Source organism: Synechococcus sp. UW106 (assembly GCF_900474015.1).
Classification (GTDB): Bacteria; Cyanobacteriota; Cyanobacteriia; order PCC-6307; family Cyanobiaceae; genus Parasynechococcus.
Genome location: NZ_UCNV01000014.1, coordinates 1 through 25,653 on the forward strand (window position 1 = coordinate 1; position 25,653 = coordinate 25,653).

Here is a 25,653-nt window from a genome sequence, read left to right on the forward strand (position 1 = left end):
GCTCCCGCGCAAGACAAAACCATAACACCACATCTCCCCCCCTCGCAAGGGGCACCTTTTAGGGCTGCACCAGAGCCTCTCCCCAAGGAAGGAAACGAGCCAGATGAGCCCATGAACCAGCCGCCAGCATGGGGAAACCACGTTCAGCAACGTCCTCACCTGGAGAAAGCTGCGCTGGATCCGCATCTAACCAGCGAATCGGACAACCGAGTTCGTCGAGCACCAACCAGGCAGCTGCCAAATCCCAGATCTTGGGAGTGGCCTCTAATGAAGCGATGGTCTGCCCCATAGCCACGCTGACCAGATTGAGGCTTGCGACACCAAGCAGACGAATCTTTCCAGGAAAGCGCTGATCTGGTTTGCGCTGCAGCACACGGATCGAACGACTGCAAAGCGAAACACAGGCACTGGTCGCCAACGCTCGGGTTTCAGAGGTCAACGGTTGGTTGTTTCGGGTGGCGCCGCGGCCTCGCAGAGCGACAAAGCGTTGCCCCAGTGCTGGCACATCCAGAAAGACCTCACTGGGTCGGCCGTCAACAAAACGCGCCACGGAAATCGCCCAATAGGGAATGCCAGCCGCAAAATTGGTGGTCCCATCCAAAGGATCCACCACCCAGTACGCCCTGCTGTTCGGGACTGTTTTGGATCCTTCCTCGCTGAGGACACCCTCCCCGGGAGCAATGCTGGCCAAGCCCTCTACGAGAGCTGCATCACTCCAGCGGTCGCAGTCGGTGATCAAGGAACCATCGGGCTTTACATCGGAACCGATCTGGCCAAAGTCCTGAAGCTGACGAGCACGGATGCGATCCAGCAACAGATGAACGGAGCTCAGTTGATCGTCACTGAGCACCAACGTCACCACAGAGGCTGTACAGGACTGCCCTCAGTTTGATTCACCGTCGGACCTGCGGAAGCTACCGATGGACAGGCTGACTTGAGCGGCGTTGGCTCAATAGGAATCGATTGTTGATCGGATTCCGGCTTGGCTGCCGGCAGCGACACGGCATTACAAGCCACCAAAGCATCCAAACCTGTTCGGCGCCTCAGCTGCGCCAGATTGGTGTTGTACTCATTGATGGCGCTGGCGTAGCGGAGTTCAGCGTTGGTCAGATCGCGCTGGTTATCGACCACCTCACGCTGGGTACTGACCCCTGCCTGCACCCGAAGCTGAGACAGACGCAGAGATTCTCTAGAAGACAGCACCTCACTGGATGTCGTGTCAATGTTCTGAATGGCTGTCCGCAGGTTAATGAAGCTTTGCTCCACTTCCAAGCGGATCTGATCACGTGTATTGGCGAATTTAAAGCGACTCTCTTCAGCAGCCTGCTTAGAGCGCCGGTATTCGGCGCGGGCCCGTCCTCCATCAAACAATCGCCAGGTTGCCGTCAACGCCGTGCTGTTCTGAAAGCCGTAGGTGAAATCACCCATATCGATATCGTTCGAGGTCTGACCGTTCTGACCTTGCGTCCTGGTCGTCGTCGTGGAATTGACAAACCTGAGCACGGGCTGAACAGCGGCGAGAGACGCATTCGCTTGACTGTTGTTAATAGAGATATCGAGGATCAATTGGTCCAGCTCCTCGCGATAGTTGTATGCAGCAACGATGCTCTCTTCGAGAGATGGCTCCCATAAGCCCAATGGGCGAGCAGGGGTTGCAGCGGTTGGCGTTATGTCCTGAGGCAGGTCAAGCAAAGATGCCAAACGACGACGAGCCAAGCTTTGGTCAGCTAAGCGGTCTGTGAGCAGATTGCGGTCACGGGCCAGCTGGGTCTCAGCCTCCAATACCTCGAGCTTGGTGTTAACACCTGCGTTGTAGCGGGCCCGTGCATCACGCAAGCTCACCAGGGAGGAGTGGACTGAAGCTTGACCAATACGCACGCCTTCGTCAGCTTCCTGAAGAACGAAATAGAACGTAGATGTATCTAGTCGAAGATCACGCAAGGAAATCAAGTAAGAGTCGCGCGCGCGCTCCAACCGATCCCGAGCTGCAGCGATCTGGGGAACCCGTGCGGGATTGATCAGGTCCCAGCTGACCTGCAAGTTGACGTTGAGACGCCACTCTCGGCCGTAACGCTCGTTGAATCCATCCCGTGTGACCGGTCGGGTGATCTCTTCACCTGTCATGGGGTTGACCTGCCCCGTGGGTCTCCTGACCACGCGATCAGGAACGAAATCTGGATTTTGGTAGGAATACGACTTGAAATATTCCGGTAGTCCACTGGCCTGGAGGTCGACGGTGGGATACCAAGCAGAAATCGCTGCGCGGAGCGCAGACTTGGCCTGATCAACCTGACTGGCAGCAGCCTTGAGCTTCGGACTGTTGAACTCAGCGAGCTGAAGAGCCTCCTCCAGGGTGAGAGGACGCAGCTCATGAATGCGCACCTGAGCCGGCGCATCAGGGAGCGCCAGGCTGGGGGGAGCAGCCAAAGGAACGAGGGGAGGCGGCAAGACGTCGAGAGCCGGAGCTACGACAGATGGATCAGCCTTGGGGCGTGCACCCTTCAAATCGATCGCATCGGGAAGCGTGTTCTGGTCAACCAATGCCGACTCAGACTGCGCAGTCTCCTGGCTGAATGCAGAGGGAACACCGGTGGAGACGACGCCCGCAACGAGACAAATACCCGCGGTGATCCGGCGCACAGCAATCAAAAACCTTTGGCGGAGTTTAGGGACTTTTTCCTACGGCACTCAAAACTGAGGCCACGACGTCAGCCGCCCCATGCACAATCCGGATGGGGACCGGCAGCTGCGCGGCCAAGGCCTCCAAGGTCATGTCATCGAGGAACACAGGCTGCCCCTGCCGCAACATCACCGACGGCAGCAGCAGCTCATCGCCAAGATCTCGCCCCTGCAACCCACTGAGCAGATCCTGACCTGTCAATAGTCCGGTCACCACTTGGTCCTGCCCCCAATAGGGACTCGGCAGTCCGATCAGGTGAAACTCGACACCATCAACGCCATTCAAACGTTCAGCCACGGGCTGCAATGCCTGAGCGACGATCTGACCCACCACCCAGCTGCAACGACGTGGCTGCGGAACCGCTCTGGGCAAGTCTTCAGTCGCGGCATCCAGAGCTTCGAGGAAGGCGCGAATGCTGCCCACGCCGTTCTCCTGCTGCGGAAGATCCTCGTAGTCATCCCGAGGCGGCAACGGCAACCCAGCCATCAAGTACCACTCATCCGAGAGCCAGGCAAAGCGGGTGCCCAAGGCCGCCTGGAAGTTCTGCTGCATGGGTTCCACCTGGGCAATCACCTGCCGGGCACAGGCCGGATCCACAGGAACAAGGCCATCTTCAGCCGGCCTGAACCGGGTAAGCCCCACCGGAACAACCGCTGCGGACAGCACCGCCGGCCAGGGGCCAGACGCGAAGGACGCCAGGTCCTCCAAGGTCCTCTCCAGTGCAGGACCGTCATTAAGCCCTGGGCAGACCACCACCTGGGCATGAATCTGCAGATCACGCTGGTCAAACCAGGCGAGCTGATCCATCACCTGGGCAGCACGCGGGTTCACCAGCAGCCGGGAACGCAGGTCGGGCTCCGTGGCATGCACCGATACAAACAATGGAGATAAACGCTGCTCCTCAATCCGCTGCCAATCGGCCTCGCCCAGATTGGTGAGGGTCAAATAGGAGCCATAGAGAAAGCTCAGCCGGTAATCGTCGTCTTTTAGGTAAAGACTGTCGCGCCGGCCTGGGGGCTGTTGATCGATGAAACAGAACGGACAATTGTTATTGCACTGACGCAAGCCATCAAACAGGGCCTCGGTGAAGGCCAGGCCAAGACCGTCATCAGCCTCCTTTTCCAACTCCACCTGATGCAGAGCACCCGCTGCATCACGCACCTCAAGGCAAAGCTCCTCATCCACGCAGAGGTAGCGGTAATCGATCAGATCTCGTGGTCGAATGCCGTTGATGCTGAGCAACTGATCGCCCGGCTCAAAACCCAACTCCTCCCCGATCGAGCCGGCCTCTACGGAGGCCACCACAGCAGGCTGCGGCTGGCGGCCACTGCTGGTTGGATCCAGAGCTGCTACGGCAACTCCAGCGGATGGCTCATTCCACACAAGCCGACTTCATCTGAACTCAGTGTGCGCCGTGAGCGCCCCACCAGACCAGCAGAAGCAGACCGAAGAGCAGCCGGTAGGCAACAAAGATCCAAGTGCTGTGGCGCTGGAGGAACTTCAGCAACCAATCAATCGCCAGCCAGGACACCAAGGCAGCTGAAAAAATGCCTACCAACAACGGGAGGGGGCCGTTACCAGCACTGGCATCCAGAGCATCCTTGAGTTCCACCATCCCCGCAATCGTGATTGCGGGGATGCCGAGCAGGAAAGAGAAGCGTGCGGCGTCGGCCCGCTGCCAACCATCGAACAGGGCAGCTGTGAGGGTGCTGCCAGAACGGGACACCCCTGGAATCAAGGCCAACGCCTGCGCCACGCCCACCACCAAGCCATCACGCCCTGAAACATCGGGGAGCTGCTTGCGACGGGTTCCAGCCCGTTCCGCCAAAGCAAGCAACAAAGCCATCACGATCGAGACGATCGCAATGGAAAGAACACTGCGCAGGGGCGACTGTTCGTAACCCTGAGCCCAGAAGAATTTGATGCCCAGCCCGACCACCAGAATCGGCAGGGTGCCCACCGCCATAGCGAGTCCAAGACGTGCCTCCGGCTCCCGCCACCGGCCATGGCGAATGGCACGACTGATTCCCCGCAGCACCTGGCTGAGATCGCTGCGGAAATAGGCGATCACGGCAACGATGCTGCCCAGTTGAATCGCGGCGGTGACGGAAACGCCAGGGTCGCCCCAACCCAAGAGCACAGGCACCACCTTTAGATGAGCGGTGCTGCTGATCGGCAGAAATTCAGTGAGTCCCTGCACCACTCCCAGCACCAGATCACGCCAGCAGGCCTCAAGCAGGGTTATGGATGCAGAGGGGTCCGCCATCGAGACAACAGATGTCGCCTTGACGGTATCCCCGGCCCGCAAGGCAGGGATGTCGGCCGCGTCACTTGAAGATGTCTTCTAAGGTTCCGTGACTTTCTTTATGAAAAGGATTTGATCGGAGGCACCTGGCAAACCTCAGCCTCCGCACGGTCGTGGTCCTTTCCGGTCGCGCGCATCGCTGCAGCAATGGTGGTGCTGCCTGTGTTTCTGCAGGCACCTTGGGTTCGTCTGGATCCTTTCTCAGCAACCCTTTTCACGGGTGTTCTGATTGCAACCGGCCTGGTGTTGCATCAGAGCCGCTCCCAGACGGCATCGGACCTGGGTTCCCTTCTCGTTGGTTTCAGCGGTAGCTGGCTTGCGGGCTGCATTTTCTGGGGTTGGCTGCGGGCCCATCCCGTGCTGCACCTGCCCGTTGAAGCCTTCGCTTTGCCTGTTGCCTTGGGTGGCCTGCAGGGCCGCTGGCGGCTGGCGGCAACGTTTTATTTGTCATCTCTATTGGGTACAGCCTGCACAGACCTGGCCATGGCGGCCACCGGCGTGATGCAGTTCTGGCCGGCAGTCGTGACCGCTTCCCTGGATCAGGCTCCTCTACTGCTGCATCAGGCAGGGCTGCATTTGCTTCAGCCCCTGCCCATGGCCACCCTGGTGATTGCTGCTGTGCTGGTCATGATTGTCGGACGCCGACTGAACCCGAATAACAGCAATTCCGACGGTGACACCGGAGCCATGGCAGCTGCTGTATTGATCACAACCCTGTGGGTAGACGGATTATTCCTGCTCTCCGCGTTGCTGCAGCCCGGGCTCAGCGGCCTGATCGAGTGAAACGAACTGCAAAAGCTGCGGCAAACTAGAGGGTTGAAAGGGGCAACGACTTGTAGTCTTCCCGAGCCGGCAACGCCGGTCGTCCCGTTCTGACCCCTGATCGAGAGTTGAGATGAAGCGGCTTCTGAGCTGGCTGACCGGCGCACTGGTGATGGCAAGTCTGATGGCAGGCCTTGTGCTTCCCAACAGCGTTTATGCCGACGACGACCTTCGCAGCAAGTACTCCGGCAACGAGATCCGCAACGTTGTGGATGACAAGATCGCGGAACGTGAAGGCAAGGTTGACCTCAACAATTCCTCCGTGCGTCGCTTCCAGCAATTCCCTGGCATGTATCCGACCATGGCCGGGAAAATCGTTCTGGGCGGCCCCTACGACAGCGTTGACGACGTGCTGTCTCTCGACCTGACTGATCGTCAGCAGGAGCTGTTTGCCAAGTACCGCGACAACTTCACTGTCACACCCCCCTCCATTGCTCTGAATGAGGGCGACGACCGCATCAACGACGGCCAGTACCGCTGATCCTCTAATCCAGTCACAATTCCTGTGACTGCCTGAACCGCCGGACCACCGGCGGTTTTTTTGTCCCCGTGATGGCCCAGCCCCGCAGCTCTGATCCCATCCCCTCAGGTCCCTGGGACGTGGTGGTGATCGGTGCCGGGGCAGCTGGGTTGATGACCTGCCTTGATCTGCCCCCAGAGCTGAAGGTCTTACTGCTCAACCGCAACACGGGGCGGCGTTCCTCCAGCCGCTGGGCCCAGGGCGGCATTGCTGCGGTAACGCGGAAGGAGGACAGCGCCGACAGCCATGCCGAGGACACCGTTCTGGCCGGAGCTGATCTCTGCGATGGCGATGCAGTCCGACTGCTGGTGCAGGAGGCACCGCATTGCGTGGAGCGACTTGACCAGCTGGGCATGGCCTTTGACCGTGATCAAGACGGTCTTGCCACCACCCTGGAAGCAGCCCACAGCCACCGGCGAGTCCTGCATGTGCAAGACCGAACCGGACGGGCTCTTGTGGATGTGCTGCGGGATCGTGTCGAGCAACGGCCGGGGTTGCTGCACCGCCGCGGCGTCCGGGTGACCCAGCTGCTGGTGCGCGATAGGCGCTGCTGTGGCGTGCAGGTGCTGGATGGGGCGCATCTTCACGGCATCGAAGCCCGCGCCGTGGTGCTGGCCAGCGGCGGGGGCGGCCATCTGTTCGCCAATACCACCAACCCTGCCCAGGCCTGCGGCGAAGGCATCGCCCTGGCCTGGCAAGCGGGGGCTGCAGTGGAGGATCTGGAATTCGTGCAATTCCATCCCACGGCCATCCGCCTGGATGACGCCCCCTGCTTTCTGATCTCCGAAGCCGTGCGCGGTGAAGGTGGAGTGCTGGTGGATTCCCTCGGGGGAAGCCCTGTGGCCCATCTGCGCCAACGCGACCTCTCACCGCGGGATCAGGTGAGCCGCGCCTTAATGCAAGCCATGCAGCGGCAGCAGGTGAAACAGATGTGGCTGGACTTCGCCGCCATCCCGCGCGACCAAGCGGAGCGACGCTTCCCAACAATCCTGGACCGCTGCGATGAACTCGGACTCAATCCCTTGGAACGGCCGATTCCGGTGGCCCCGGCTGCCCACTACTGGATGGGAGGAGTCGCCACGGATCTGCAGGCCACCACCACACTGCCGGGGCTTTATGCAGTGGGGGAGGTGGCCTGCACAGGCCTGCATGGGGCCAACCGTCTGGCCAGCAACTCCCTGATGGAGTGCCTGGTATTCGCCCATCGACTCAAGGAGATCGAGCTCGGGCCAGCCCTGCCGACACCTACCACCGGCACAGCCCAACCCCTCGAGCTCGACCTAGACGGCAGCAGTAGTTCGCAGTTAATCGACGCGATCGAACAGCTGCGACAGCTCTGCTGGCGGCGGGCGGGTGTGGAGCGGTCCGCCTCCGGACTGCGCAGGGCCCTCACCAAGGTCAAGGAGGACGAGCAGCGTCTGGAGCAGCAGGCTCTGCTTCAGGCCTTGCTGCGGCAGGACCCCTGTGCTCCTCGCTTACTGGCGGAAAGCAGCCGACGTGATCTGAACCTGTTGCTGGATCTGCACCACCGGCTGTTGACCAGCCGTCTGATGCTGGAGGCCTGCCTGTTTCGCGGCGAAAGTAGAGGCGGTCATTACCGCAGCGATGCTCCTGCTCCGCTGCCGCAATGGCGGCAGCATTCCAGACAGCAACGAGAACAGGGCATCTTCACCCGAGCCGTGCGCCTCTGATTTAGAAGTCGGTGTCGCCCTCGTAGCCGCTGAGTTCCGCCAGGGTGTTGAGCTCTTTCACGCCGGAATCGATGCTGCCATTGATCTCCCAGCTGGGGAAACCCTCTAATCCTTTGCTGCGGCAGAGGTCAGCCTGATTGTTTTCACCATCCGGCGCGCACTCCACCACCTTGAGCTGATCGGAAGCCTGCTTGCCGAAAAGCTCCTTCTGGTCATGGCAATGGGGGCACCAGTACGCGGAATACATCACCGCACCACTACTGGTGAGGTGCTCGGCCAAAGCGATTGACGCAGGCGTGCTCTCAGTCGTGACGAGCGGAGCAACGCCTGTGCCGCTGGCCACGGTCTCGGGCCGATTGGGATCGACCACCGACGCCCAAATCAAGCCCCCCAGAAGCACGGCCAGGGCCAGGAGTACCCCGCGGAACAGCAGCTGACCCAGATCCTCCCAGCCGCCTCCAATGATGGAGAGCACCAACAAAGCCAATGACAGCGCCGCAGAGAGAACGCAGAAGAAACAGAACGCCTGAATCTTTAGCAGCATCACTCCCAGCAGCACACCGCTGAAGACGGCCATCGCTAGGGACACCGTGAACAGGCCCCACCAGGTGCGTCGCGAGAGGTCGGCCTTGTTTTCCTGCAGACCTGGCAACAAGGGCAGCAGCGCCATCAGAAGCACCGCGCCATAGGCCAGCACTCCTATCAGCGAAAGAGGGATCTCAGCGAAGACCGTCCCCCAGGCGCTATTGAGCACCTTGTCGCAACCGTCAGCCCCCATCGGACAGGTGAGGTTGCCAAGCAGGCCCCAGCGCTTGAGGGTGATCGAACCGGTGTCGATAAGCCCAGCAGTGGCCAGCACCGCCATAGCGATGCGGGCCCATTTCGCGCCTGAATCTTGGCGTCGACGGCTAACGAGACGGGTGGTGCCCATCCTTAATCTTCAAGTATTCGAATTCTGTCAGTTCCGGCGTGATCAAGCCGCTTCGTAGGCTGAGAGATGGCCTGCCGGCGACGTGATGACAAGCACCCCGACAAAACCGACGGTCGCGTTCGCCCACCTGGGGTGCGAGAAGAATCGGGTCGACACCGAACACATGGTGGGACTGCTGGCGGAAGCGGGCTATGGCGTTAGCACCGATGAAAACGATGCCGCCGTGGTGGTAGTAAACACCTGCAGCTTCATCCAAGACGCCCGCGAGGAATCGGTGCGAACCCTGGTGGGATTGGCAGAACAGGGCAAGGAGCTGATCATCGCGGGATGCCTGGCCCAGCATTTCCAGGAGGAATTACTGGAGTCGATTCCGGAAGCCAAGGCCATTGTGGGAACAGGCGATTACCAGCACATCGTTGACGTGCTGCAGCGGGTGGAAGCAGGGGAGCGGGTCAACCGAGTCAGCTCCGTGCCCACCTTTGTGGGCGATGAACATCTACCGCGCCAGCGCACCACCGATCAGGCCGTGGCCTTCCTCAAGGTGGCTGAGGGCTGCGACTACCGCTGCGCCTTCTGCATCATTCCAAAGCTGCGGGGAGATCAGCGCAGCCGGCCGATTGAATCGATCGTGGCTGAAGCCCACCAATTGGCGGAGCAGGGAGTGCAGGAGCTGATCCTGATCAGCCAGATCACAACCAACTACGGGCTCGACCTCTACGGCAAACCCAAGCTGGCGGAGCTGCTGCGGGCCCTGGGGGAGGTGGAGATCCCCTGGATCCGGGTGCACTACGCCTATCCCACCGGCCTGACCCCGGATGTGCTGGCGTCATACCGGGACGTGCCGAATGTTGTGCCTTATCTCGATCTGCCGTTGCAGCACAGCCATCCAGAGGTGCTGCGGTCGATGAACCGCCCCTGGCAGGCGGATGTGAACGACCGCCTGCTGGATCAGATCCGCGAGCAACTCCCCGACGCGGTGCTCCGCACTACACTGATCGTGGGATTCCCAGGTGAAACCGAGGAGCATTTTCAGCACCTGATGGGTTTCCTCGAGCGCCAGCGCTTCGATCATGTGGGAGTGTTCACGTTCTCGCCAGAGGACGGCACCGCAGCAGCCGACCTGCCCAATCACGTCGATCCAGAGGTGGCCCAGGCCCGCAAGGATGCCCTGATGGCGCTGCAGCAACCGATTTCGGCGGAACGCAACAGCCGCTGGGTGGGCCGCACCGTGGACGTCCTGATTGAACAGCACAACCCCCAGACCGGCGAGATGATCGGCCGGTGCGCCCGTTTTGCTCCAGAGGTGGACGGCGAAGTGCGGGTCCAGCCCGGCGCAGCCGGTCAACAGGCCGCACCCGGCAGCCTGGTGCCGGTGGAGATCACCGGAGCCGACATCTATGACCTCAGCGGGCGGATTGTCGGTGCCCGCGCCATGGTGGCCGCAGCGAGACGCCAGGGTTGAGCCTTCTCAAACTGCGGGCCGAGCAGCAGCGCCAGCTTTTTCTGATCGCCTCTGGCGTCAGCACAGCAGGGTCTTTCGCCGGCATCACCGCCAAGGGCTGGATCCTGATGAAAGGGGGCGTGGATCCCTTCGTGCTGGCGCTGAACTTCGCCGCGCTGTCGCTGCCGACCGTTCTGGTGAGCGGACCTGCGGGAGTGCGCACCGACCGCGTGGGCTGTGAAGGGGTGCTGGTGCAGGCGCAATGGGCGCTGCTGGCCGCCTCGGGCCTGGGGGCACTAGCCATTCCTCTCTTGGAGGGCACACCCCAGGTGCTGCTTCTGCTCTGCAGCACCCTGCTGGTGGGCATCGCCGGCGCCTATGAGCTGACGGCCCGCAACAAGTACTGCTCGATCCTGGTGGAACGGCCAAAACAATTGGCGGGTTACCTCACCAGCTTTTCGGTGGTGTTCAACGTGGGAAAACTGGTGGGCCCCCCGATCGGCGGCTGGTTGCTGGCGGCCACGGGCCCAACCTGGGCCCTGGGGATTGATGCGGCCAGCTACCTGCTGCCGATTGCCAGCGTGATGTTTCTGCTGAACCCGAATCGGGCTCTGGAGGTGCGCAGCAGCGGCGGCAAGGACGCCAGCCTGCTCAACGCCTGGCGCCACTGCGGCAGCACACTGCAGGGGGTGCTCAGTTTCACCGCGGTTCTCTGCCTGATTGGCTTCTATCACCCTGGGCTGGCCCCATTGATCGCTTTCGATGTGCTGGGGGACAAGCCAACGGATCTGGGCCTGTTCACCAGCGTTCTGGCGGGCGGAAGCATCTTGGGCGGTGTGGTGCTGCAGCGCAACAGCCAACGCTTCTGTCGGCGCCCGTTCCTCACCCTGGGAGGCTTCGGACTGATCACAGCGTTGGGTCAGCTGGGGATGGCCTCTACGCCGGGGCCGAGCTTCAGCCTGGCCATGGCCTTCCTGATCGGCACTGGCACAGCAGGGCTTCTAAGCAGCTGCAACCTGATCAGTCAAATCGGCTCACCGCAGGTGATGCGTGGTCGCATGGCCGGCCTAAGCCAGATCGCCTTCCTGGGCGGAGGCGGGCTCAGTGGATTGCTGGTGGCACTGCTTGTGATGACCACCAGCTTGTCAACGGCCTTTGCACTCACCGGAGGCCTCAGCGCTGCTGTGGCTCTGCTCTGGATGCGAAAACGAGGGGCGAAGCGTCTGGAACAGCTCAGATGAGCTTGATTCCCTTGAGGATCTTGGTGAGCACAAAAGCCGTCACCAGACCAGAACCAACCAGGCCGAAATAGATGCCGACGCCCATGTGCAAGTACTGAGGTGACCACTATTAGATCAGACATTCGCCTGGGTTCATGCCATTGCGCTTAGGGTTTGTGAACAGTCGATACCTATTAAGAGGTATCTCTAACCGGGCCAACCGGACGTCCATCCATCAACGCCCGACGCCATGCGTACCCTTTTTGTTTACCCCGAGTTCCCAAAGACCTTCTGGAGTTACGAGAAGATCCTTGAGCTGGTGAACCGCAAGGTCTTGCTGCCTCCCCTGGGCATGTGCACGGTAGCTGCGCTGCTGCCCCAGGAATGGGAGATGAAGCTGGTGGACCGCAACGTGCGGGAGGTGACAGAAGAAGAATGGAGCTGGGCCGAACTGGTCATCATTTCGGGAATGATCGTTCAGAAGGACGACATGGCCGTGCAGATCGGCAAGGCCAAGCAGCGAGGCCTACCGGTGGCCATCGGGGGCCCCTTCGCCAGCTCCACACCGGATGCACCCGAACTGGATATGGCGGATTTCAAGATCCTCGATGAGGGAGAAATCACCCTCCCGATGTTCCTGGAAGCCCTGGAACGGGGTGACACAAAGGGTCGATTCACCTCAGAGGGAGACAAGCCGGACGTCACCGCCACACCGATTCCCCGCTTCGATCTGCTTCAGCTTGACGCCTACGACTCGATGAGCGTTCAGTTCTCCCGCGGCTGCCCCTTCAACTGCGAGTTCTGCGACATCATCGTTCTCTACGGCCGCAAACCCCGAACCAAAACTCCCGAGCAATTGGTGGCGGAGCTGCAGTACCTCTACGACCTGGGCTGGCGACGGTCGATCTTCCTGGTGGACGACAATTTCATCGGCAACAAGCGCAACGCCAAGCTGCTGCTACCACAGATCCGCACTTGGCAGGAGGAGCGGGGGTACCCGTTCAGCTTCGCCACTGAGGCCTCCGTGGACCTGGCCGACGACGACGAAATGATGCGGATGATGCACGACGCGCGGTTCGAAAGCGTCTTCCTCGGCATCGAAACCCCAGATGAAGCCAGCCTGGAAACAGCCCGCAAGGTGCAGAACACACGCAACCCGCTCGATGCTGCTGTTGACCGGATCACGGCGAACGGCATCCGAGTCATGGCTGGCTTCATCATTGGTTTTGACGGCGAAAAGGATGGAGCAGGCCGCCGAATCGTGGACTTCGTCACCCGCACCGGCATTCCCGCCGCGATGATGGGCATGCTTCAGGCCTTACCCAAGACAGCCCTTTGGGCGCGGCTGGAGCGGGAAGGTCGGCTGATTCAGGGAGAAGATGCCGCCAAAGGCGTGAATCAGACCAACTTGCTCAACTTCGAGCCCACCCGACCGATCCGTGACATCGCTAACGAATACGTGGAAGCTTTCTGCGCGCTCTACGAACCCAATGCCTACATGGATCGGGTCTACAGCTACTACCTGAAGATGGGTGCCCCCCGCTGGAAAGCTGCTGCCAAGCTTCCGACGTGGATTGATATCAAGGCTTTGAGCACCGTGGTGTGGCGTCAGGGGATCAAGCGCGATACCCGCAGTCGCTTCTGGAAGTACATGTTTGGGATGGCCCGCCATAACCCTGCTCTGCTGGAGCAGTTTTTGGTCGTGTTGGCCCATAACGAGCACTTCCTCGAGTACCGCTCGATCGTTCAGCAGGAAATCCGCGAACAGCTGGAATCCTTGCCGCCTGAAGAACCAACTGCTCCAAAAGAATTACAACCCGTCTAAAACTTAGTCCTGCACATAGTCCGTGCCGTCTCGGAGACACTGCTCGGCCTTCTGCAACTCTCGCCCGAGATAAAGGGCGTGATCGAGACGACTAAGCGGATGAGGCTCATCCCCCTCAGTGAGCTGAATGCCGAGCTGTTTTGCTGTACGGCCGCGATAGACCGCTGAGGGACTCCGGGGAGAATTTCCCCCGTCACAACGCAACACCTCACCGGTGTCTGAATCTCTGGCCAGCCCTTTGTCATCAATGGTGTTGCCGTAGTGCTCCAGCACCAGTTCGGCCGCATCACGATCCAGTTTGATCAGGAAATATCCGCTCGGGTCCAAGGCGATGAAGCGCTGAGACAGGCGCTGATCAAGGGCATCCATCGCTGCGGCGGTCGATGCCGGTGCTTCAGGGGTTGTGGTCATGCCTTCAACCTACAAAGCCAAAGCAGGAGGTTCTGCTTTGAAAGGCAGCTCCGCATTGATGGCCTCGATCTCCTCCATCATCAGGCCGTTCACCTTCGGCAACCAGGTGCGGATCAACTGATCCATTTGGGGCTGGTACCACCGGTGCAGGCTGGCGTGAGGGCGTGCCACAAAGCCCCGGCGGCGTTTGTGACTGCCACCGGCTCCAGGGTCAAAACTGGTGATGCCGTTGGCCAGGGCCCATTCAATCGGGGCGTAGTAACAGACTTCGAAGTGGAGACAATCAATTTCCTCGTTGCTGCCCCAGTACCGGCCCCACAACTGACGCCCGTCCTCGACGCACATCGACATCGCCACCGGATCGTGAGGATCACCGCGGTGGGCTGAAAAGAGCACCAGCTGATCGCGGTGCAGCCGTGCCAGCGCTTCGAAAAAACCCTCCTCCAGATATTTGCTGCCCCATGGTCCCCAACGGGCACAGTGCTGCTCATAAAAGCGATGCATGGTCTGAAGCAGCTCTAGGTCGAGCTGGTCTCCGCTGAGCGGCGTCACCGTGATCCCAGCCTTGGCTACAGCCTTGCGCTCTCGCTTGATGTTGCGGCGCTGGTTGGCATTGAAGCCCTTGAGGTAGTCCTCAAAGCTCTGATCGTCGCCTCGGCTCCAGAGGCTCTGCTGGTTCAGCCAGGCGGCGCAGCCTCCCGCTTCCGCCAAGGGCCGCCACTGCGGATCCACATAGAGAAAATTGCAGCTGAGGATGCCGTTCTGTTCGCAGAAGCGATCAATCGCCCGCAACAGCTCCCTGGTGAGCAGAGCCTCGTCTTCTCCAGGCCGCACATGAAAGCGATACCCCAGCACGGGGCTGACCGGGCTCATCCCAAGGAGCTTGGGGTAGTAGCGCAAGCCAAGATCAGAGGCGAGGCGCGCAAAGGTCTGGTCAAACACAAACTCGCCGTAGCTGTGCCCCTTCAGGAAAAGAGGGGCCACAGCAATCGGGATGTCATCCCGCCAGAGGGCCAGATGCAGGGGCTGCCATCCCTGTTCAGGAATTGTGCTTCCGGAGCTTTCCAGGGCCTCCAGCCAGCTCCAGCGGTAAAAGGGGATCGCAGCATCCCCAACCAGGCTGTTCCACTGCTGCTCAGGGATCTCGTTGATGGAGCGATGCCAGCGGGCCGTGAGTGACGTCATTCAGACGGTGTCATTGGCATCGCTGATGACCCTAACCAGAGAGAACCACGGGCTGATTAAAGGCGCAGGGAAGTTCCCTAGCGGATCCTCTGGTAGCGAAGAAGCCACTCCCCGTGACCGAGGTCCTCAACTCCATCGGACTGCCAGGCGCCCGGTTGCACCAAACAAGCAGGCAATGGCGAATCCGTGAGTGGCAACCAGCTGAAGGGACCGCCAAGGAGCTGGGGCACCACTGTGAGCTGGAGAGCATCGACGCAGTCCGCTGCCAGCAGATCTGCGGTGAGTTGAGCGCCACCCAAAAGCACGAGCCGCTGAATCCCAGCCGCGCCCAACGCTTGGAGCCGCTCCGGCCAGGTTGGCGCCAAAGGGAACCAACGATCAAAGCCCTGATGCATGGGTGCCGGAGCCAAGAGCCAACGCTGAAGTGGCTGGTCAAAGAACTGCCAGGTGCGCGAGAAGCCGAGCGATCGGCTGACCACCACAGCGGCCGGCTGCTGTGGTCGCCCCTCCTGCAGGCGCTGCTCCAATAACTGAGGGTTACGGATCAAGCAGGTGCACTGATGGGCGCGCAACGTCCCAGCGCCAATCAGGCAGGCATCTGCCCAAGCCAGTGCCTGCTCCAAAGCACGCCGGTCTCCGTCTCCACCCAGCTGGGCAGCACCGCCTTGAGGCGGTGCCAAGCGGCCGTCGAGGCTGATGGCCAGCACCAGCCGGACCGTGGGGCATTGAGAGGTGGGGAGTTGGGGCGGCAAGCCGTCAGTCAGACGGCCGCCACTGCATCGAGTGCAGCCGGTGACATCTCCAACTGCGGTGCTTCGGCATAGACCTCAGCCGCATTGTTCGGACTTTCCTGAAGCCGCACCTTGTGCAGGCTGGCACCGATCGCCTTGATCGGGCTTGAGAGACGATCGGTGATGTGCAAAGCGATGTTCTCAGCTGTGGGCACACACTCTTCGAAGAACGGCACGTCCTTGTTGAGGAAGGTGTGATCGAAAGGCTCCACCACCAGATCATCCACGAGGCGTTGCAGGGCGGACAGATCGCAGACCATGCCGGTGCGGGGATCAATCTCACCGCGCACGGTCACATCCACCAGATAGTTGTGGCCATGGCCATGGGGGCGGGCGCACTTGCCGTAGATCGCTTCGTTTTCCTCCTGGCTGAGCTCCGGGCGAGCCAGGCGGTGGGCAGCAGCGAAGTGAGTGCGGATGGTGAGGAAGGCGTCCATGGGATGTCCGAGATAGTCGGCCCAAAGGCCCGGTTGTTCGTAGAGGCGCAGAGCCGTAATTGGCAGATGCGGGCTGAGGCGCTGCCAAATCACCCGCACCAGGGCCTCAGTGGTGGGGAGACAGCCGGAAGGACCGGAAACATCGAATTCCGGCCAGGCCTCGTTGAGGAAGCGGAAGTCGAGCTGGCCGGTGACCTCGTTACGAATGGCGTGCTTCACCTCCGAGAGGTTGAGCACCATGCCGTCGGCATCCAGTCCGCCGGCCATGGACACGATCAGTTCGTAGTTGTGACCATGCCCTGGAGCCAAGGCGCAGGGCCCAAAACGGGCGGCGTTGTCATCGGCGGATAACTCCGGCAGCCAATAACGATGGCTGGCGCTGAAACAGGCCCGCCGGGTAATGACACAGCCACGACCTTGGCCGTGCCGCGCTGGTGACTTCATTTCAGTCATGTGACGTTCCGGCCGCGAGGCATCCTAATGAGCTAATGCCGATTCCGAGTCATGGCGGATTCCACCCCCACCCTTAAACAGCGACTGAGCGGGCGAAGCCTCTACTTGGTGGGAATGATGGGCAGCGGCAAGACCAGCACCGGACGCCCCCTGGCCGAACGCCTGGGTTACGGCTTTGTCGATGCTGATGCTGTGATCGAACAGGCAGCGGGCTGCAGCATCCCTGAGATCTTTGAGCGGGATGGCGAAGCAGGCTTCCGCAGCCTGGAAAGCAAGGTGCTCAATGCCATCAGTCAGCGCCACTCGCTGGTGGTGGCCACCGGCGGTGGTGTGGTGACCCAACCGGAGAACTGGGGGGTGCTGCACAGCGGCATCGTGATCTGGCTCGATGTGGTCCCCGACCAGTTGATGCAACGCCTTAAAACCGACAGCACGGTGCGTCCGCTGTTGCAGACCGCCGACCCGGAAGCCGACCTGAAGGCGCTGCTGAACAAGCGACAGCCCCTTTACGCCGAAGCCGATCTCACGGTGGTGATCAACGACGAAACCCCGGACGCGGTTGCCGATGGGATTCTGCAGCTGCTTCCGAGCCTGCTGAAAGATCCGACCCAGCGCCGCACGGACTGAAATCAAACCGTTGGCGGCTCCAGCCGTACTGCAAACCACTGCAAGGTCACCCCGGGGCTGATCTCCAGATCGCAAGCCGTGTCGATCAAACGCTGAGCAGCTGATTCAACATCGGGTTGATCGGCAAGATCGGCCGGCAGCTGATCGAGCGAGCGCAACCAACCGCTCAGCCATGTCAAGGTGTCGGCAGCGCTGAGCAGCTGCTCCGGCTTGCCGGGCTCCAGCACCACATAGTCATCAAGGGCACGGATCAGGGGATCAGACATGGAACGGCGGTTGTGGATGCTGCTGATCGGCCTCACCATCCTGCTCAGTGGCGGCCCCGCCTGGGCTCAAGGCAGCCTTGAGCAGCGGCTGAACAATTGGCCCGACTGGAGCCTTCCGGCACCGTTGCCGCGGCCCTCGAATCGGGACGACCTGGTTTATCCCGACTGGTTTGACGGGCTCTGGCAAGTGGAAAGCATTGATCTGGATGCCCCAAGCGATCCAGCTCTGCTCCACCAGGCACGGTTCCATGCCGACCAACGCGGTCGCCTGATCGGCGATCGAAGCTTCAATGCCACAGCCATTGGCCGAGCCCTGCTCGGGGAGCAGCTGCTGGGGGTCGAGGAAGACCCCGACTCCGCCAATCGCCAGATCGCTCGACTGAAAGGCGACCTGTTCCTGGAGACAACGGTGACGGGCCGCCGCCAGGAGAGCCCGAGCCCTGAGACTTTCCTTGCAGACGAACTGGTGCTGCAGATCTTGCATGCCCCAGGACCTCCGCGGTTGAGCAGAATCGAAACCCTCAGCCGCTACAGCCGCTGCGGCGAAGACATCTGCGCTGAGCAGTGGCAAGGGCGCTACGCCTCCCCAGGGGAAAGCCTGCGGGATCAGGCCCTTGCTCAGCACCACTACAAACTGCGCTTCACACCTCTTCCAGCGTCCGCTCCATCAATTTGAGTTCGAGCTGGTCACGCCATTGGAACAGCGGCTGCAGCTTGGGGTGATCGCTCAACCCGGGCACACCCTTGCCAGCCAAGGCCGAACCCGCTGACGAGGGAAAGCGAAGCAGCGACAGCTGGGCGGCCACGGCGATATCGGCCAGGGTGAGGCTGTCGCCGACCAACCAGGGGCTGGCCTGCACCGAGGCGGCGAGCTGCTCAAGGCTGGCAAGAAGCTCTGTGCGTTCCTTCTGGTTGACCAGCTCGGTGATGTTGCTGACCCAACCGCCGGGGATCACACCCATCACCGAACGCACAGGATCGGGAAGATCGTCGGGCAGCAGTGCAACACGTAGCTCGGGGTCTAATGCCGCGGCCTGCACCAGGGACGAGCGACCGGCCATCGCCAGGGTGGTATCGGCCCAGTCCTCCAAGAGATGCACCTGGGCAGCCTGACGTGGATCAGCCGGCATCAAAGCGGGGTCGGGCTCACGCCGATTCAGGTGCAGCGCAATGGCACTGGAGTCGGCAATCACCTGCTCCCCATCCACCAGCACAGGCACCTGCCTTTGCCCGGACAGCCGGAACACGGCCACCTGCCCAACGCCAGGGGTCACTTCCACGGTGCGGAAACTCAGCCCTTTGGCCTGCAACACCATCCGCACCTTGAGGCAGAAGGCGGAATGGCGGAATTGATGCAGCTCCAGCATGTCCAAAACAGCCATAGGCCCGGCAGAGTAGCCAGCACATTCCGAAGCTCGCCAGAACCATGCGGGAGTTTTTCCTCAACGTCTCCCGTTACCCCCGCTACTTGGTGGCCTTCACCCTCGGGGTGATGAATTCCGTCGCCGAACCCCTAATCGCACGCCGGAGCAATCCCGTCACAGCCGTCGCCTTGATCGGCGCCCTGATCAGCGGCGGAATCAGCCTCACACTTGTGCTGCGTGCCATGGTGAATTCAGCACCGATGGCGTGATGGCACAGGGGCGTCGAGTGGAGCGGGTTGCCGCGCTGATCCGAAAGGAAGTCAGTGAACTGTTGATCAACGGCATTCGGGATGAACGGGTGCACCAGGGCATGGTGAGCATCACCGAAGTGGAGGTGTCCGGCGATCTGCAGCACTGCAAGATCTTTGTGAGCGTGTTCGGAGAGGCCCAGGAGCGCGCACAGGTGCTCGAAGGTCTTCAGGCCGCCAGCGGTTTCCTGCGGGGAGAACTGGGGCGGCGGCTGCAGATGCGCCGCTCCCCCGAGGTGGTGTTCCAACTAGACCGCGGCCTGGAACGCGGCACCTCCGTGCTGGGGCTGCTGAATCGCCTCGAGGATGAACGGCAGCAACGAGGAGAGGTTCCACCGGGGAGTGATGAACAGCCCAGCGAGTAGCGACCTGCGTCGCCAGGTAGCTGAGCTGATGGTGCTGCGGGCCAGTGGTCATCTCAGCGACCACCAGCGCCGTTACCCGCAATGGGAACTGCCCAACAGCACACTTCAGCGTCTGCTGCAGGAAGGTGTCGGCGGCGTGATTCTGCTGGGGGGCACTGCTGTGGAGCTGCAGCAGCGCACCCAGCAACTGCAGGGCTGGAGTAGCCAGCGGTTGCTGTTCTGCGCAGACGTGGAGGAGGGCGTGGGCCAACGCTTCGAGGGCGCCAGCTGGCTGGTGCCGCCCCTGGCCCTTGGCCGCCTCTACCGGGACGACCCCGAGCTGGCCATGGCACTAAGCGAACGCTACGGCCGCTGCACCGGCGAACAGGCTCGCCGCTGCGGCCTGAACTGGGTGCTGGGACCGGTGTGCGACGTCAACAACAACCCCGCCAACCCCGTCATCAATGTGCGGGCCTGGGGGGAGGATCCCAGCAGTGCCAGTGCCCTGGCCGTGGCTTTTCAGCGGGGGCTATCGCAGGCCGATGTGCTCGGTTGTGCAAAGCACTTTCCCGGCCACGGCGACACCGCCAGCGACTCCCATCTCGACCTGCCGGTGTTGCCCCACAGCCGCGAACGGCTGGAACAGGTGGAACTGCCCCCATTCCGTGCCGCCATTGCCGCCGGCATTGACAGCGTGATGACGGCCCACCTGTTGCTGCCGGAACTGGATCCACAGCAGCCCGCCACCCTCTCTAAGGCTGTCCTCACCGATCTGCTGCGGAGCCAGATGGGGTTCAACGGTCTGGTCGTGACCGATGCCCTGGTGATGGAAGCGATCAGCGCACGGCATGGCGCAGCAGAAGCGGCCGTCCTGGCCTTTGAAGCCGGAGCCGACCTGATCCTGATGCCAGCGGATGCCGATGCCGCCATCGATGGCCTCTGCGCTGGCTTCAACAGCGGACGACTACCCCTCGAGCGGTTGGAGGAGAGCCGTCAGCGCCGTGCCCATGCTCTGCAATCAATCCCAATCAGCGCCCCTTCAGGGCCGATTGTCACGGCAGCCGACCAGGCTCTGGAAGCGGAGCTGGTGCACCACAGCCTCACCTTCCGCGATGCAGTGGTGCGGGCTGACGCAGGGATCAACCTGGTGCGGGTGGATTCACTGTTACCCGGCGCAGCCGCCCTCAGCGGCTGGTCACCGGCCCTGCGCATTCCCGAAACCCAAGGATTTCGCTCGGTGGTGCTGCATGGAGAAGGCCTGTCGCCCTGGAGCGGCCAGCCGGAGGCACCCCTTGCTCTGGACCGCCTGGGGAATGGCCCGGTGATGCTGCAACTGTTCCTGCGGGGCAACCCCTTCCGCGCTGGGCGGGACGCGCAGGAGCCCTGGGCTGCAGCCATCCAACAACTGGTCGTCCTCAACCGACTGGCCGGGGTCGTGATCTACGGCAGCCCCTACCTCTGGGAGAGCCTTCAGGCCATTCTGCCCAGCGGTTGCCCGGCCGCCTATTCCGCTGGCCAGATGCAGGAGGCCCAGCGCCAGGTGCTCACCGCGCTGTTTCCCACCAGTTCACCGGCTAACGGAGGCGGTGCATTCACCGACTGACCACATCCAATCAACCGCACGGGCCAACCGCATCTAACCTCTCGCCAACTTCCAGCCGGTCGGCCATGCTCAGCCTCTCGATGATCGTGCGCGATGAAGAGGCGCGTCTCGGGGAGTGTCTGCTCTCCGTGCAGGGCTTTGCCGACGAGCTGGTGGTGGTCGACACCGGCTCCAGTGATGCCACGGTGGCCATTGCCGAAGCCGCCGGAGCCCGGGTGGAACGCATCACCTGGCCTGGGGACTTCGCCCCGGCCCGTAACCAGGCCATGGAATTCCTCAACGGTGACTGGGTGCTGGTGCTGGACGCCGATGAACAGCTGCGCCCCGAGGCCATCCCCGCCCTGAAGGCTCTGATGGCCCAGCCCGATGTGCTGGTGATCAACCTGCTGCGCTACGAGGTGGGAGCCGCCATGGCGCCCTATTCCAGCGTCAGTCGCCTGTTCCGCCGCCACCCCTCAATCCAGTGGAGTCGGCCTTATCACTCGATGATCGACGACAGCGTTCGCGCCCTGCTGGAGACGGAACCCCAATGGCGCATCGCCGATTGCAGTGAACCTGCGATCCTCCACGACGGCTACAGACCGGAGCTGCTGGAGGGCAGCGACAAGGCGGATCGGCTGCGGCAGGCCATGGAAGACGACCTGCGGGACCGCCCCGGTGATCCTTACGCCAGCGCCAAGCTCGGGGGTCTGTTGATCAGTGAAGGCAAGACCGACCAAGCCATCCCCCTGCTGCAAAGCGGCCTGAAGCAATGCGATGCGGCCAGTGCAGAACGCTATGAGCTGCTGCTGCACCTGGGATTGGCCCTGACCCCCAGCGATCCCGCCCAAGCGGTGCGCTGCTACCGGCAAGCGCTGGAGATTCCCCTCGACACCCGGGTGAGTCTGGGAGCCCGACTCAACCTGGCGGCCCGACTGATGGAACAGGGCGACCTTGAGGAAGCCATCAGCCTCACCCAGACCGCCGCCCAGCGAGCCCCAGAAGTGGCCCTGGCCTGGTACAACCTGGGGCTGATGCAACGGCGGCGCGGTGATCTCGCTGCGGCCCTCGAGGCCTACGGGCGCGCCCTCGCCCTGGATCCCAACAACGCCGCGTGCCATCAGAACAACGCGGTGGCGCAATTGCTGGGCGGCAACATCGATGCAGCCCGCAGCAGCTTCATCCGCGCCATCAGCCTGCTTCAGACGCAGGGGCAATCCGACGCGGCCGACGAGCTCCGGGAGAAAGTGCAGGGGGTCGTGAAGCTGAACGGGGAGGCTGTCGCTTGAGCCATCCCTTGAAGAGCCGAACGGTGATCATCACCCGCGCGGCCGACCAGCAGGGGGCCGCGCGTCAGCTGCTGGAGCAGCGAGGTGCCACGGTGCTGGACCTTCCGGCCCTGGTGATCGGACCACCCGACCACTGGGGCCCCCTGGATGACGCCCTTGAGGAGCTGGACAGCTTTCACTGGCTGGTGTTCTCCAGTGCCAATGGCGTGCAGGCCGTGGAGCAGCGGCTGCAGCGCATCGGCCGTTGCCTGGCACGGCGCCCCGCCAGCCTCAAGATTGCAGCGGTGGGCCGCAAGACGGCGCAAGTGCTGGAGAACCTGGGGGCTGCGGCGGATTTTGTGCCCCCGAGCTTCGTGGCCGACAGCTTGATCGATCACTTCCCGGTATCGGGCTGGGGCCTCAAGATGCTGTTGCCACGAGTGCAAAGCGGTGGTCGCACCCTGCTGGCGGATGCCTTCGGCGAGGCCGGAGTGCGGGTGGTGGAGGTGGCGGCCTACGAATCCGGATGCCCCTCCTCGATGCCGGACCCAACAGCAGCCGCCTTGGACGAGGGCAGCGTCGATGCCATCGCCTTCAGCAGCGGCAAGACGGCGGAGCACACCGCTCAGCTACTGGAGCAACGCTTCGGCCCAGGCTGGACCAAACGACTGGAGGGGGTGAAAGTGATTTCGATCGGCCCCCAGACCAGCCGCAGCTGCCGGCAATGCTTCGGGCGGGTGGATTCCGAGGCCGACCCCCACGATCTCGAAGGACTGGCCGACGCCTGTGCTCAGGCGATGCAAAAGTCCTGAGGTTCATCGTTCAGCGACAGGCGAATGCAGCCGCTCACCATATCTATGCTGAGCACTGACCATCCCGTCGGCAGAACCAGCGGAGCGTCATCCGCGCAGCGGCCATCGACACCCACACAGATCACACCGCTGCCGCTGGCGGTGGTCACCATGGCTCGTTTCTGATTGCCCACCATCAGGACTCCCGTCACTGTCGGAGTGATGACGGACGTGCCGTCCTGAACATCCGCACCATCCGCACCGGACAGTGGACCGAATGGATCGACCCGTCCCCCAGGGGCAGCCTGCTGCACCTCCTCGACCGAGGGCAATGGGGTCAGGCCGATAGCTAGAGCTGCGGGAGCAGACGCTTCGAGCGACGGCGCAGGCTGCACTGGAGCTGATGGCAATGCTGTGGCCGTTGGCGTTTCACCACCACAGCCGGCCACGGACACCAACACAACAACGGGAAGAAGCCAGCGCTCAGCCGCCTGCTTCCACCAGGTCACGGAAACGGTCAAGATTGGCCTGAAGCTCCTTGGTCACGATGCCCCCCAGGATGCTGGGTTCCATTAACGGTGCCAAGACCCGCGGCAATTCATAGGCCACGCTCAACTTGACCACCGTGCGGTAGTCGGCTTCGGGATAGAAGCGCACCGCCCCCTTTGTGGGCAATCCGCCCACGGATTCCCAATGCAGTTGCTGGGCTTCAACCCGCTGCGTGATCCGGGCTTTCCAGCTGAAGCGAAACCCTTGGGCCGCCAGGGTCCAATCGGTGAGATCAGGATCCTCCAGGGGCTTGACCGACTCAATCCAACGCATCCAGCGAGGCATCGCCTCGAGATCACTCCAGACCTCCCAGACCTTGGCGGCCGGTGCCTGCACCTCGGTGGTGACCGTGTGTTCGAGCCAGCGTCCCATCAGGCCACCGCCGCGTTGGTGGCCAGCTTCACAGGCCGATCGAGAATGGCCGCCGCCGCCAGATGGCCGCTCATCGTGGCCCCCTCCATCGAATCGATGTAGTCCTGGCGGGTGTAGCTGCCGGCAAGGAAGAAATTAGAGATCGGTGTGCGCTGCTCAGGGCGATAGGGCTCCATGCCTGGGGCTTCCCGATACAACGACTGGGCCAGCTTCACCACGTTGCTCCAGGTGAGCTTGAGGTTGCGGGCTGAGGGGAATAACTCCCGCACCTGACGGTCGGTGTGGGCCACGATCTCGTCGACCGACTTGGGAATCCAGGGATCACCGGGAGTCAGCACGCATTGCAGCAGGGATCCTTCTCCCTCCTTGCGGTAGTCCTCCGGGCTCGCCAGAGCCAGATCAGCGAAGCAGCTGAAGTCGGCATCGGCGGTGTACAGAAGATTGTTCAGGCCTGTGGGGGTCGCCACATCCCGACGCTGGGCCTCCTGGGCATCCCCCAGCTCGGTCACCCAGCCGTCGTAACGGAGCTGAACCGTGGCCACCGGCACGGCCTCAAGCTGATGAATCGCCTCGAACTGCGGGTAACGGTTCCAAGCTTCGGGCAACAACTTCTGAATCCCCGGCACGTCACAGGCCGCCAGATAGGCATCGGCCTCAACGCGAATATCTCCCTCAGGCGTTCCGAGCTGGAGGCCAGTGATTACGGGCACCTCGCCCTCGCTGAATTCCACCTGCTTCACCCGGTGGCGCAGATGCAGCTTGCCGCCACGCTGCTGGATGTAGTCAAAGATCGGCCCGGTGAGCCAGCGGTGGGGGGATCCCTTCAGCAGGTTGAGCTTGGAGGCCTCTGTCTTGGCAGCAAACATCATGAAGATGGTGAGCATGCAGCGGGCGGAGATGGCCTCGCAGTCGATGAAACCAAGGGCATAGGCGACAGGGTTCCACATCCGCCGGATGCTTTCCGGGCTGCCGCCATGGCCAACAAACCAATCCTGGAAGCTGACGGAGTCGAGGGCACGAATGGTGCGCATCGCTCCCTCGTAATCCACCAAACCACGCACGATCGGGCTGGTGCCCAGGGCCAGGGCATTGCGCAGCTTGTCGATCCAGCTCAGCTGCGGCGTGGTGAAGAAGGCCTTGAGGCCATTGAACGGCGCACCAATGGGGAAGCGGAAATCCAGCTCCCGCAAATCACCACCCTTGTTGACGAACAGGTGCGTGTGCTGTTTGGGCAGCAGGTTCTCAAACGCCCCCACCTTGCGCATCAAGGCGAAGAGGTTGGCGTAGTTGAAGAAGAAAACATGCAACCCCATCTCGATGTGGTTACCGCCCTCATCCACCCAGCTGCCCACCTTGCCGCCCATGAACGGACGGGCTTCGTAGAGATTCACCTCATGGCCTGCATCCACGAGGTCAACAGCAGCGGAGAGGCCGGCGAGGCCGGAACCAACGATCGCGACCCGCACAAGA

28 protein-coding genes are annotated in these 25,653 nt (G+C 62.0%); 13 read left to right on the forward strand and 15 right to left on the reverse strand.

What is annotated here, in order from left to right; all coding sequences use genetic code 11:
* Nucleotides 1-58 precede the first annotated feature (58 nt).
* Genes DXY30_RS13245 through DXY30_RS13260 form a run of 4 tightly spaced genes read right to left on the reverse strand, consistent with a single transcriptional unit; the run spans nucleotide 59 to nucleotide 4,946 of the window.
* Entirely contained in the window at nucleotides 59-862 is an 804-nt protein-coding gene (locus DXY30_RS13245) for an inositol monophosphatase family protein (protein ID WP_115095372.1), read from the reverse strand.
* Complete coding sequence (locus DXY30_RS13250; RefSeq protein WP_115095402.1) at nucleotides 856-2,640, reverse strand: TolC family protein; 1,785 nt, start codon at nucleotides 2,638-2,640, stop codon at nucleotides 856-858. The genes DXY30_RS13245 and DXY30_RS13250 overlap by 7 nt, the downstream gene beginning before the upstream one ends.
* A 25-nt stretch (nucleotides 2,641-2,665) precedes the next feature.
* On the reverse strand, nucleotides 2,666-4,063 hold the full coding sequence (locus DXY30_RS13255; RefSeq protein WP_115095373.1) for a TIGR03279 family radical SAM protein: 1,398 nt from the start codon (nucleotides 4,061-4,063) through the stop codon (nucleotides 2,666-2,668).
* A gap of 19 nt (nucleotides 4,064-4,082) precedes the next feature.
* Nucleotides 4,083-4,946: an undecaprenyl-diphosphate phosphatase gene (locus DXY30_RS13260; protein WP_115095374.1), complete on the reverse strand. Its 864-nt coding sequence runs from the start codon at nucleotides 4,944-4,946 to the stop codon at nucleotides 4,083-4,085.
* Nucleotides 4,947-5,057: 111 nt separating this feature from the next.
* Here DXY30_RS13260 and DXY30_RS13265 point away from each other — a divergent pair, with 111 nt between their 5' ends.
* The 3 genes from DXY30_RS13265 (at nucleotide 5,058) to nadB (ending at nucleotide 8,018) form a co-directional block, all read left to right on the forward strand.
* Nucleotides 5,058-5,768 (forward strand): DUF3120 domain-containing protein, encoded by a 711-nt coding sequence (locus tag DXY30_RS13265; RefSeq protein WP_115095375.1) that lies wholly within the window; start codon nucleotides 5,058-5,060, stop codon nucleotides 5,766-5,768.
* Nucleotides 5,769-5,880: 112 nt separating this feature from the next.
* The gene (gene psbU / locus DXY30_RS13270) at nucleotides 5,881-6,288 is read left to right on the forward strand and encodes a photosystem II complex extrinsic protein PsbU (RefSeq protein WP_115025434.1); all 408 of its coding nucleotides are present in this window, start codon (nucleotides 5,881-5,883) and stop codon (nucleotides 6,286-6,288) included.
* A gap of 71 nt (nucleotides 6,289-6,359) precedes the next feature.
* On the forward strand, nucleotides 6,360-8,018 hold the full coding sequence (gene nadB, locus DXY30_RS13275; protein ID WP_115095376.1) for an L-aspartate oxidase: 1,659 nt from the start codon (nucleotides 6,360-6,362) through the stop codon (nucleotides 8,016-8,018).
* A gap of 1 nt (nucleotide 8,019) precedes the next feature.
* On the opposite strand, the gene DXY30_RS13280 is transcribed toward nadB, so the two are convergent.
* Nucleotides 8,020-8,949: a vitamin K epoxide reductase family protein gene (locus DXY30_RS13280; RefSeq protein WP_115095377.1), complete on the reverse strand. Its 930-nt coding sequence runs from the start codon at nucleotides 8,947-8,949 to the stop codon at nucleotides 8,020-8,022.
* An 85-nt stretch (nucleotides 8,950-9,034) separates the two neighbouring features.
* Here DXY30_RS13280 and rimO point away from each other — a divergent pair, with 85 nt between their 5' ends.
* Nucleotides 9,035-10,411: a 30S ribosomal protein S12 methylthiotransferase RimO gene (gene rimO / locus DXY30_RS13285; protein ID WP_115095378.1), complete on the forward strand. Its 1,377-nt coding sequence runs from the start codon at nucleotides 9,035-9,037 to the stop codon at nucleotides 10,409-10,411.
* Nucleotides 10,408-11,631 (forward strand): MFS transporter, encoded by a 1,224-nt coding sequence (locus tag DXY30_RS13290; RefSeq protein WP_115095379.1) that lies wholly within the window; start codon nucleotides 10,408-10,410, stop codon nucleotides 11,629-11,631. Before rimO ends, DXY30_RS13290 begins: the two co-directional genes overlap by 4 nt.
* On the opposite strand, the gene DXY30_RS13295 is transcribed toward DXY30_RS13290, so the two are convergent.
* Nucleotides 11,624-11,716, reverse strand: coding sequence for a cytochrome B6 (locus tag DXY30_RS13295; protein WP_115095380.1), 93 nt, complete (start codon nucleotides 11,714-11,716; stop codon nucleotides 11,624-11,626). The genes DXY30_RS13290 and DXY30_RS13295 overlap by 8 nt on opposite strands.
* Nucleotides 11,717-11,860: 144 nt before the next feature.
* Between DXY30_RS13295 and DXY30_RS13300 the strand changes: the two genes are divergently transcribed.
* The gene (locus DXY30_RS13300) at nucleotides 11,861-13,435 is read left to right on the forward strand and encodes a B12-binding domain-containing radical SAM protein (protein ID WP_115095381.1); all 1,575 of its coding nucleotides are present in this window, start codon (nucleotides 11,861-11,863) and stop codon (nucleotides 13,433-13,435) included.
* A 3-nt stretch (nucleotides 13,436-13,438) separates the two neighbouring features.
* On the opposite strand, the gene DXY30_RS13305 is transcribed toward DXY30_RS13300, so the two are convergent.
* The 4 genes from DXY30_RS13305 to DXY30_RS13320 form a co-directional block, all read right to left on the reverse strand.
* A complete protein-coding gene (locus tag DXY30_RS13305; protein WP_170951276.1) occupies nucleotides 13,439-13,846 on the reverse strand; it encodes a DUF4346 domain-containing protein in 408 nt (135 codons plus the stop codon).
* Between the two features lie 9 nt (nucleotides 13,847-13,855).
* A complete protein-coding gene (locus tag DXY30_RS13310; RefSeq protein WP_115095382.1) occupies nucleotides 13,856-15,031 on the reverse strand; it encodes a GNAT family N-acetyltransferase in 1,176 nt (391 codons plus the stop codon).
* Nucleotides 15,032-15,108: 77 nt separating this feature from the next.
* Nucleotides 15,109-15,783 (reverse strand): dihydrofolate reductase family protein, encoded by a 675-nt coding sequence (locus DXY30_RS13315; protein ID WP_115095383.1) that lies wholly within the window; start codon nucleotides 15,781-15,783, stop codon nucleotides 15,109-15,111.
* 8 nt (nucleotides 15,784-15,791) lie between these two features.
* Complete coding sequence (locus tag DXY30_RS13320; RefSeq protein ID WP_115025424.1) at nucleotides 15,792-16,712, reverse strand: 6-carboxytetrahydropterin synthase; 921 nt, start codon at nucleotides 16,710-16,712, stop codon at nucleotides 15,792-15,794.
* A 51-nt stretch (nucleotides 16,713-16,763) separates the two neighbouring features.
* Here DXY30_RS13320 and DXY30_RS13325 point away from each other — a divergent pair, with 51 nt between their 5' ends.
* Entirely contained in the window at nucleotides 16,764-17,339 is a 576-nt protein-coding gene (locus DXY30_RS13325; protein WP_115095384.1) for a shikimate kinase, read from the forward strand.
* 2 nt (nucleotides 17,340-17,341) lie between these two features.
* Here the strand turns inward: DXY30_RS13325 and DXY30_RS13330 are convergent, their stop codons facing one another.
* On the reverse strand, nucleotides 17,342-17,605 hold the full coding sequence (locus DXY30_RS13330) for a chlororespiratory reduction protein 7 (RefSeq protein WP_115025422.1): 264 nt from the start codon (nucleotides 17,603-17,605) through the stop codon (nucleotides 17,342-17,344).
* On the opposite strand from DXY30_RS13330, the gene DXY30_RS13335 reads away from it, so the two are divergent.
* The gene (locus DXY30_RS13335) at nucleotides 17,604-18,281 is read left to right on the forward strand and encodes a DUF6816 family protein (protein WP_115095385.1); all 678 of its coding nucleotides are present in this window, start codon (nucleotides 17,604-17,606) and stop codon (nucleotides 18,279-18,281) included. The two genes, DXY30_RS13330 and DXY30_RS13335, sit on opposite strands and share 2 nt — an antisense overlap.
* On the opposite strand, the gene DXY30_RS13340 is transcribed toward DXY30_RS13335, so the two are convergent.
* Nucleotides 18,247-18,972 (reverse strand): glutathione S-transferase family protein, encoded by a 726-nt coding sequence (locus tag DXY30_RS13340; RefSeq protein WP_115095404.1) that lies wholly within the window; start codon nucleotides 18,970-18,972, stop codon nucleotides 18,247-18,249. The two genes, DXY30_RS13335 and DXY30_RS13340, sit on opposite strands and share 35 nt — an antisense overlap.
* A gap of 59 nt (nucleotides 18,973-19,031) precedes the next feature.
* Here DXY30_RS13340 and DXY30_RS13345 point away from each other — a divergent pair, with 59 nt between their 5' ends.
* From DXY30_RS13345 to DXY30_RS13365, 5 genes are all read left to right on the forward strand, one after another.
* The gene (locus tag DXY30_RS13345) at nucleotides 19,032-19,238 is read left to right on the forward strand and encodes a DUF751 family protein (RefSeq protein ID WP_115095386.1); all 207 of its coding nucleotides are present in this window, start codon (nucleotides 19,032-19,034) and stop codon (nucleotides 19,236-19,238) included.
* Nucleotides 19,238-19,642 (forward strand): 30S ribosome-binding factor RbfA, encoded by a 405-nt coding sequence (rbfA, locus tag DXY30_RS13350; RefSeq protein ID WP_115025419.1) that lies wholly within the window; start codon nucleotides 19,238-19,240, stop codon nucleotides 19,640-19,642. Before DXY30_RS13345 ends, rbfA begins: the two co-directional genes overlap by 1 nt.
* Nucleotides 19,623-21,224 carry a glycoside hydrolase family 3 N-terminal domain-containing protein gene (locus DXY30_RS13355; RefSeq protein ID WP_115095387.1) on the forward strand — a complete coding sequence of 534 codons (1,602 nt, stop codon included), beginning with the start codon at nucleotides 19,623-19,625 and terminating at the stop codon, nucleotides 21,222-21,224. The genes rbfA and DXY30_RS13355 overlap by 20 nt, the downstream gene beginning before the upstream one ends.
* Before the next feature lie 65 nt (nucleotides 21,225-21,289).
* Complete coding sequence (locus DXY30_RS13360) at nucleotides 21,290-22,492, forward strand: glycosyltransferase (RefSeq protein ID WP_115095388.1); 1,203 nt, start codon at nucleotides 21,290-21,292, stop codon at nucleotides 22,490-22,492.
* The gene (locus tag DXY30_RS13365; RefSeq protein ID WP_115095389.1) at nucleotides 22,489-23,283 is read left to right on the forward strand and encodes a uroporphyrinogen-III synthase; all 795 of its coding nucleotides are present in this window, start codon (nucleotides 22,489-22,491) and stop codon (nucleotides 23,281-23,283) included. The genes DXY30_RS13360 and DXY30_RS13365 overlap by 4 nt, the downstream gene beginning before the upstream one ends.
* Here DXY30_RS13365 and DXY30_RS13370 read toward each other — a convergent pair.
* Genes DXY30_RS13370 through zds form a run of 3 tightly spaced genes read right to left on the reverse strand, consistent with a single transcriptional unit; the run spans nucleotide 23,262 to nucleotide 25,649 of the window.
* A complete protein-coding gene (locus DXY30_RS13370) occupies nucleotides 23,262-23,783 on the reverse strand; it encodes a hypothetical protein (RefSeq protein ID WP_137006888.1) in 522 nt (173 codons plus the stop codon). The genes DXY30_RS13365 and DXY30_RS13370 overlap by 22 nt on opposite strands.
* Nucleotides 23,746-24,183 carry an SRPBCC family protein gene (locus DXY30_RS13375; protein ID WP_115095391.1) on the reverse strand — a complete coding sequence of 146 codons (438 nt, stop codon included), beginning with the start codon at nucleotides 24,181-24,183 and terminating at the stop codon, nucleotides 23,746-23,748. Before DXY30_RS13375 ends, DXY30_RS13370 begins: the two co-directional genes overlap by 38 nt.
* The gene (zds, locus tag DXY30_RS13380) at nucleotides 24,183-25,649 is read right to left on the reverse strand and encodes a 9,9'-di-cis-zeta-carotene desaturase (RefSeq protein ID WP_115095392.1); all 1,467 of its coding nucleotides are present in this window, start codon (nucleotides 25,647-25,649) and stop codon (nucleotides 24,183-24,185) included. Before zds ends, DXY30_RS13375 begins: the two co-directional genes overlap by 1 nt.
* Nucleotides 25,650-25,653: the final 4 nt, after the last annotated feature.

Bases quoted from the DNA above. Each gene is read 5' to 3' on its own strand.
- DXY30_RS13360 (WP_115095388.1), top strand. From the start codon at position 21,290: ATGCTCAGCCTCTCGATGATCGTGCGCGATGAAGAGGCGCGTCTCGGG.
- DXY30_RS13375 (WP_115095391.1), bottom strand. From the start codon at position 24,183: ATGGGACGCTGGCTCGAACACACGGTCACCACCGAGGTGCAGGCACCG.
- DXY30_RS13325 (WP_115095384.1), top strand. From the start codon at position 16,764: ATGGCGGATTCCACCCCCACCCTTAAACAGCGACTGAGCGGGCGAAGC.
- DXY30_RS13280 (WP_115095377.1), bottom strand. From the start codon at position 8,949: ATGGGCACCACCCGTCTCGTTAGCCGTCGACGCCAAGATTCAGGCGCG.
- DXY30_RS13320 (WP_115025424.1), bottom strand. From the start codon at position 16,712: ATGACTGAAATGAAGTCACCAGCGCGGCACGGCCAAGGTCGTGGCTGT.
- DXY30_RS13355 (WP_115095387.1), top strand. From the start codon at position 19,623: ATGAACAGCCCAGCGAGTAGCGACCTGCGTCGCCAGGTAGCTGAGCTG.
- rimO (WP_115095378.1), top strand. From the start codon at position 9,035: ATGACAAGCACCCCGACAAAACCGACGGTCGCGTTCGCCCACCTGGGG.
- DXY30_RS13305 (WP_170951276.1), bottom strand. From the start codon at position 13,846: ATGACCACAACCCCTGAAGCACCGGCATCGACCGCCGCAGCGATGGAT.
- nadB (WP_115095376.1), top strand. From the start codon at position 6,360: ATGGCCCAGCCCCGCAGCTCTGATCCCATCCCCTCAGGTCCCTGGGAC.
- DXY30_RS13345 (WP_115095386.1), top strand. From the start codon at position 19,032: ATGCGGGAGTTTTTCCTCAACGTCTCCCGTTACCCCCGCTACTTGGTG.
- DXY30_RS13335 (WP_115095385.1), top strand. From the start codon at position 17,604: ATGGAACGGCGGTTGTGGATGCTGCTGATCGGCCTCACCATCCTGCTC.
- DXY30_RS13300 (WP_115095381.1), top strand. From the start codon at position 11,861: ATGCGTACCCTTTTTGTTTACCCCGAGTTCCCAAAGACCTTCTGGAGT.
- DXY30_RS13295 (WP_115095380.1), bottom strand. From the start codon at position 11,716: ATGGGCGTCGGCATCTATTTCGGCCTGGTTGGTTCTGGTCTGGTGACG.
- DXY30_RS13260 (WP_115095374.1), bottom strand. From the start codon at position 4,946: ATGGCGGACCCCTCTGCATCCATAACCCTGCTTGAGGCCTGCTGGCGT.
- DXY30_RS13310 (WP_115095382.1), bottom strand. From the start codon at position 15,031: ATGACGTCACTCACGGCCCGCTGGCATCGCTCCATCAACGAGATCCCT.
- rbfA (WP_115025419.1), top strand. From the start codon at position 19,238: ATGGCACAGGGGCGTCGAGTGGAGCGGGTTGCCGCGCTGATCCGAAAG.
- DXY30_RS13340 (WP_115095404.1), bottom strand. From the start codon at position 18,972: ATGCTGGAGCTGCATCAATTCCGCCATTCCGCCTTCTGCCTCAAGGTG.
- DXY30_RS13330 (WP_115025422.1), bottom strand. From the start codon at position 17,605: ATGTCTGATCCCCTGATCCGTGCCCTTGATGACTATGTGGTGCTGGAG.
- psbU (WP_115025434.1), top strand. From the start codon at position 5,881: ATGAAGCGGCTTCTGAGCTGGCTGACCGGCGCACTGGTGATGGCAAGT.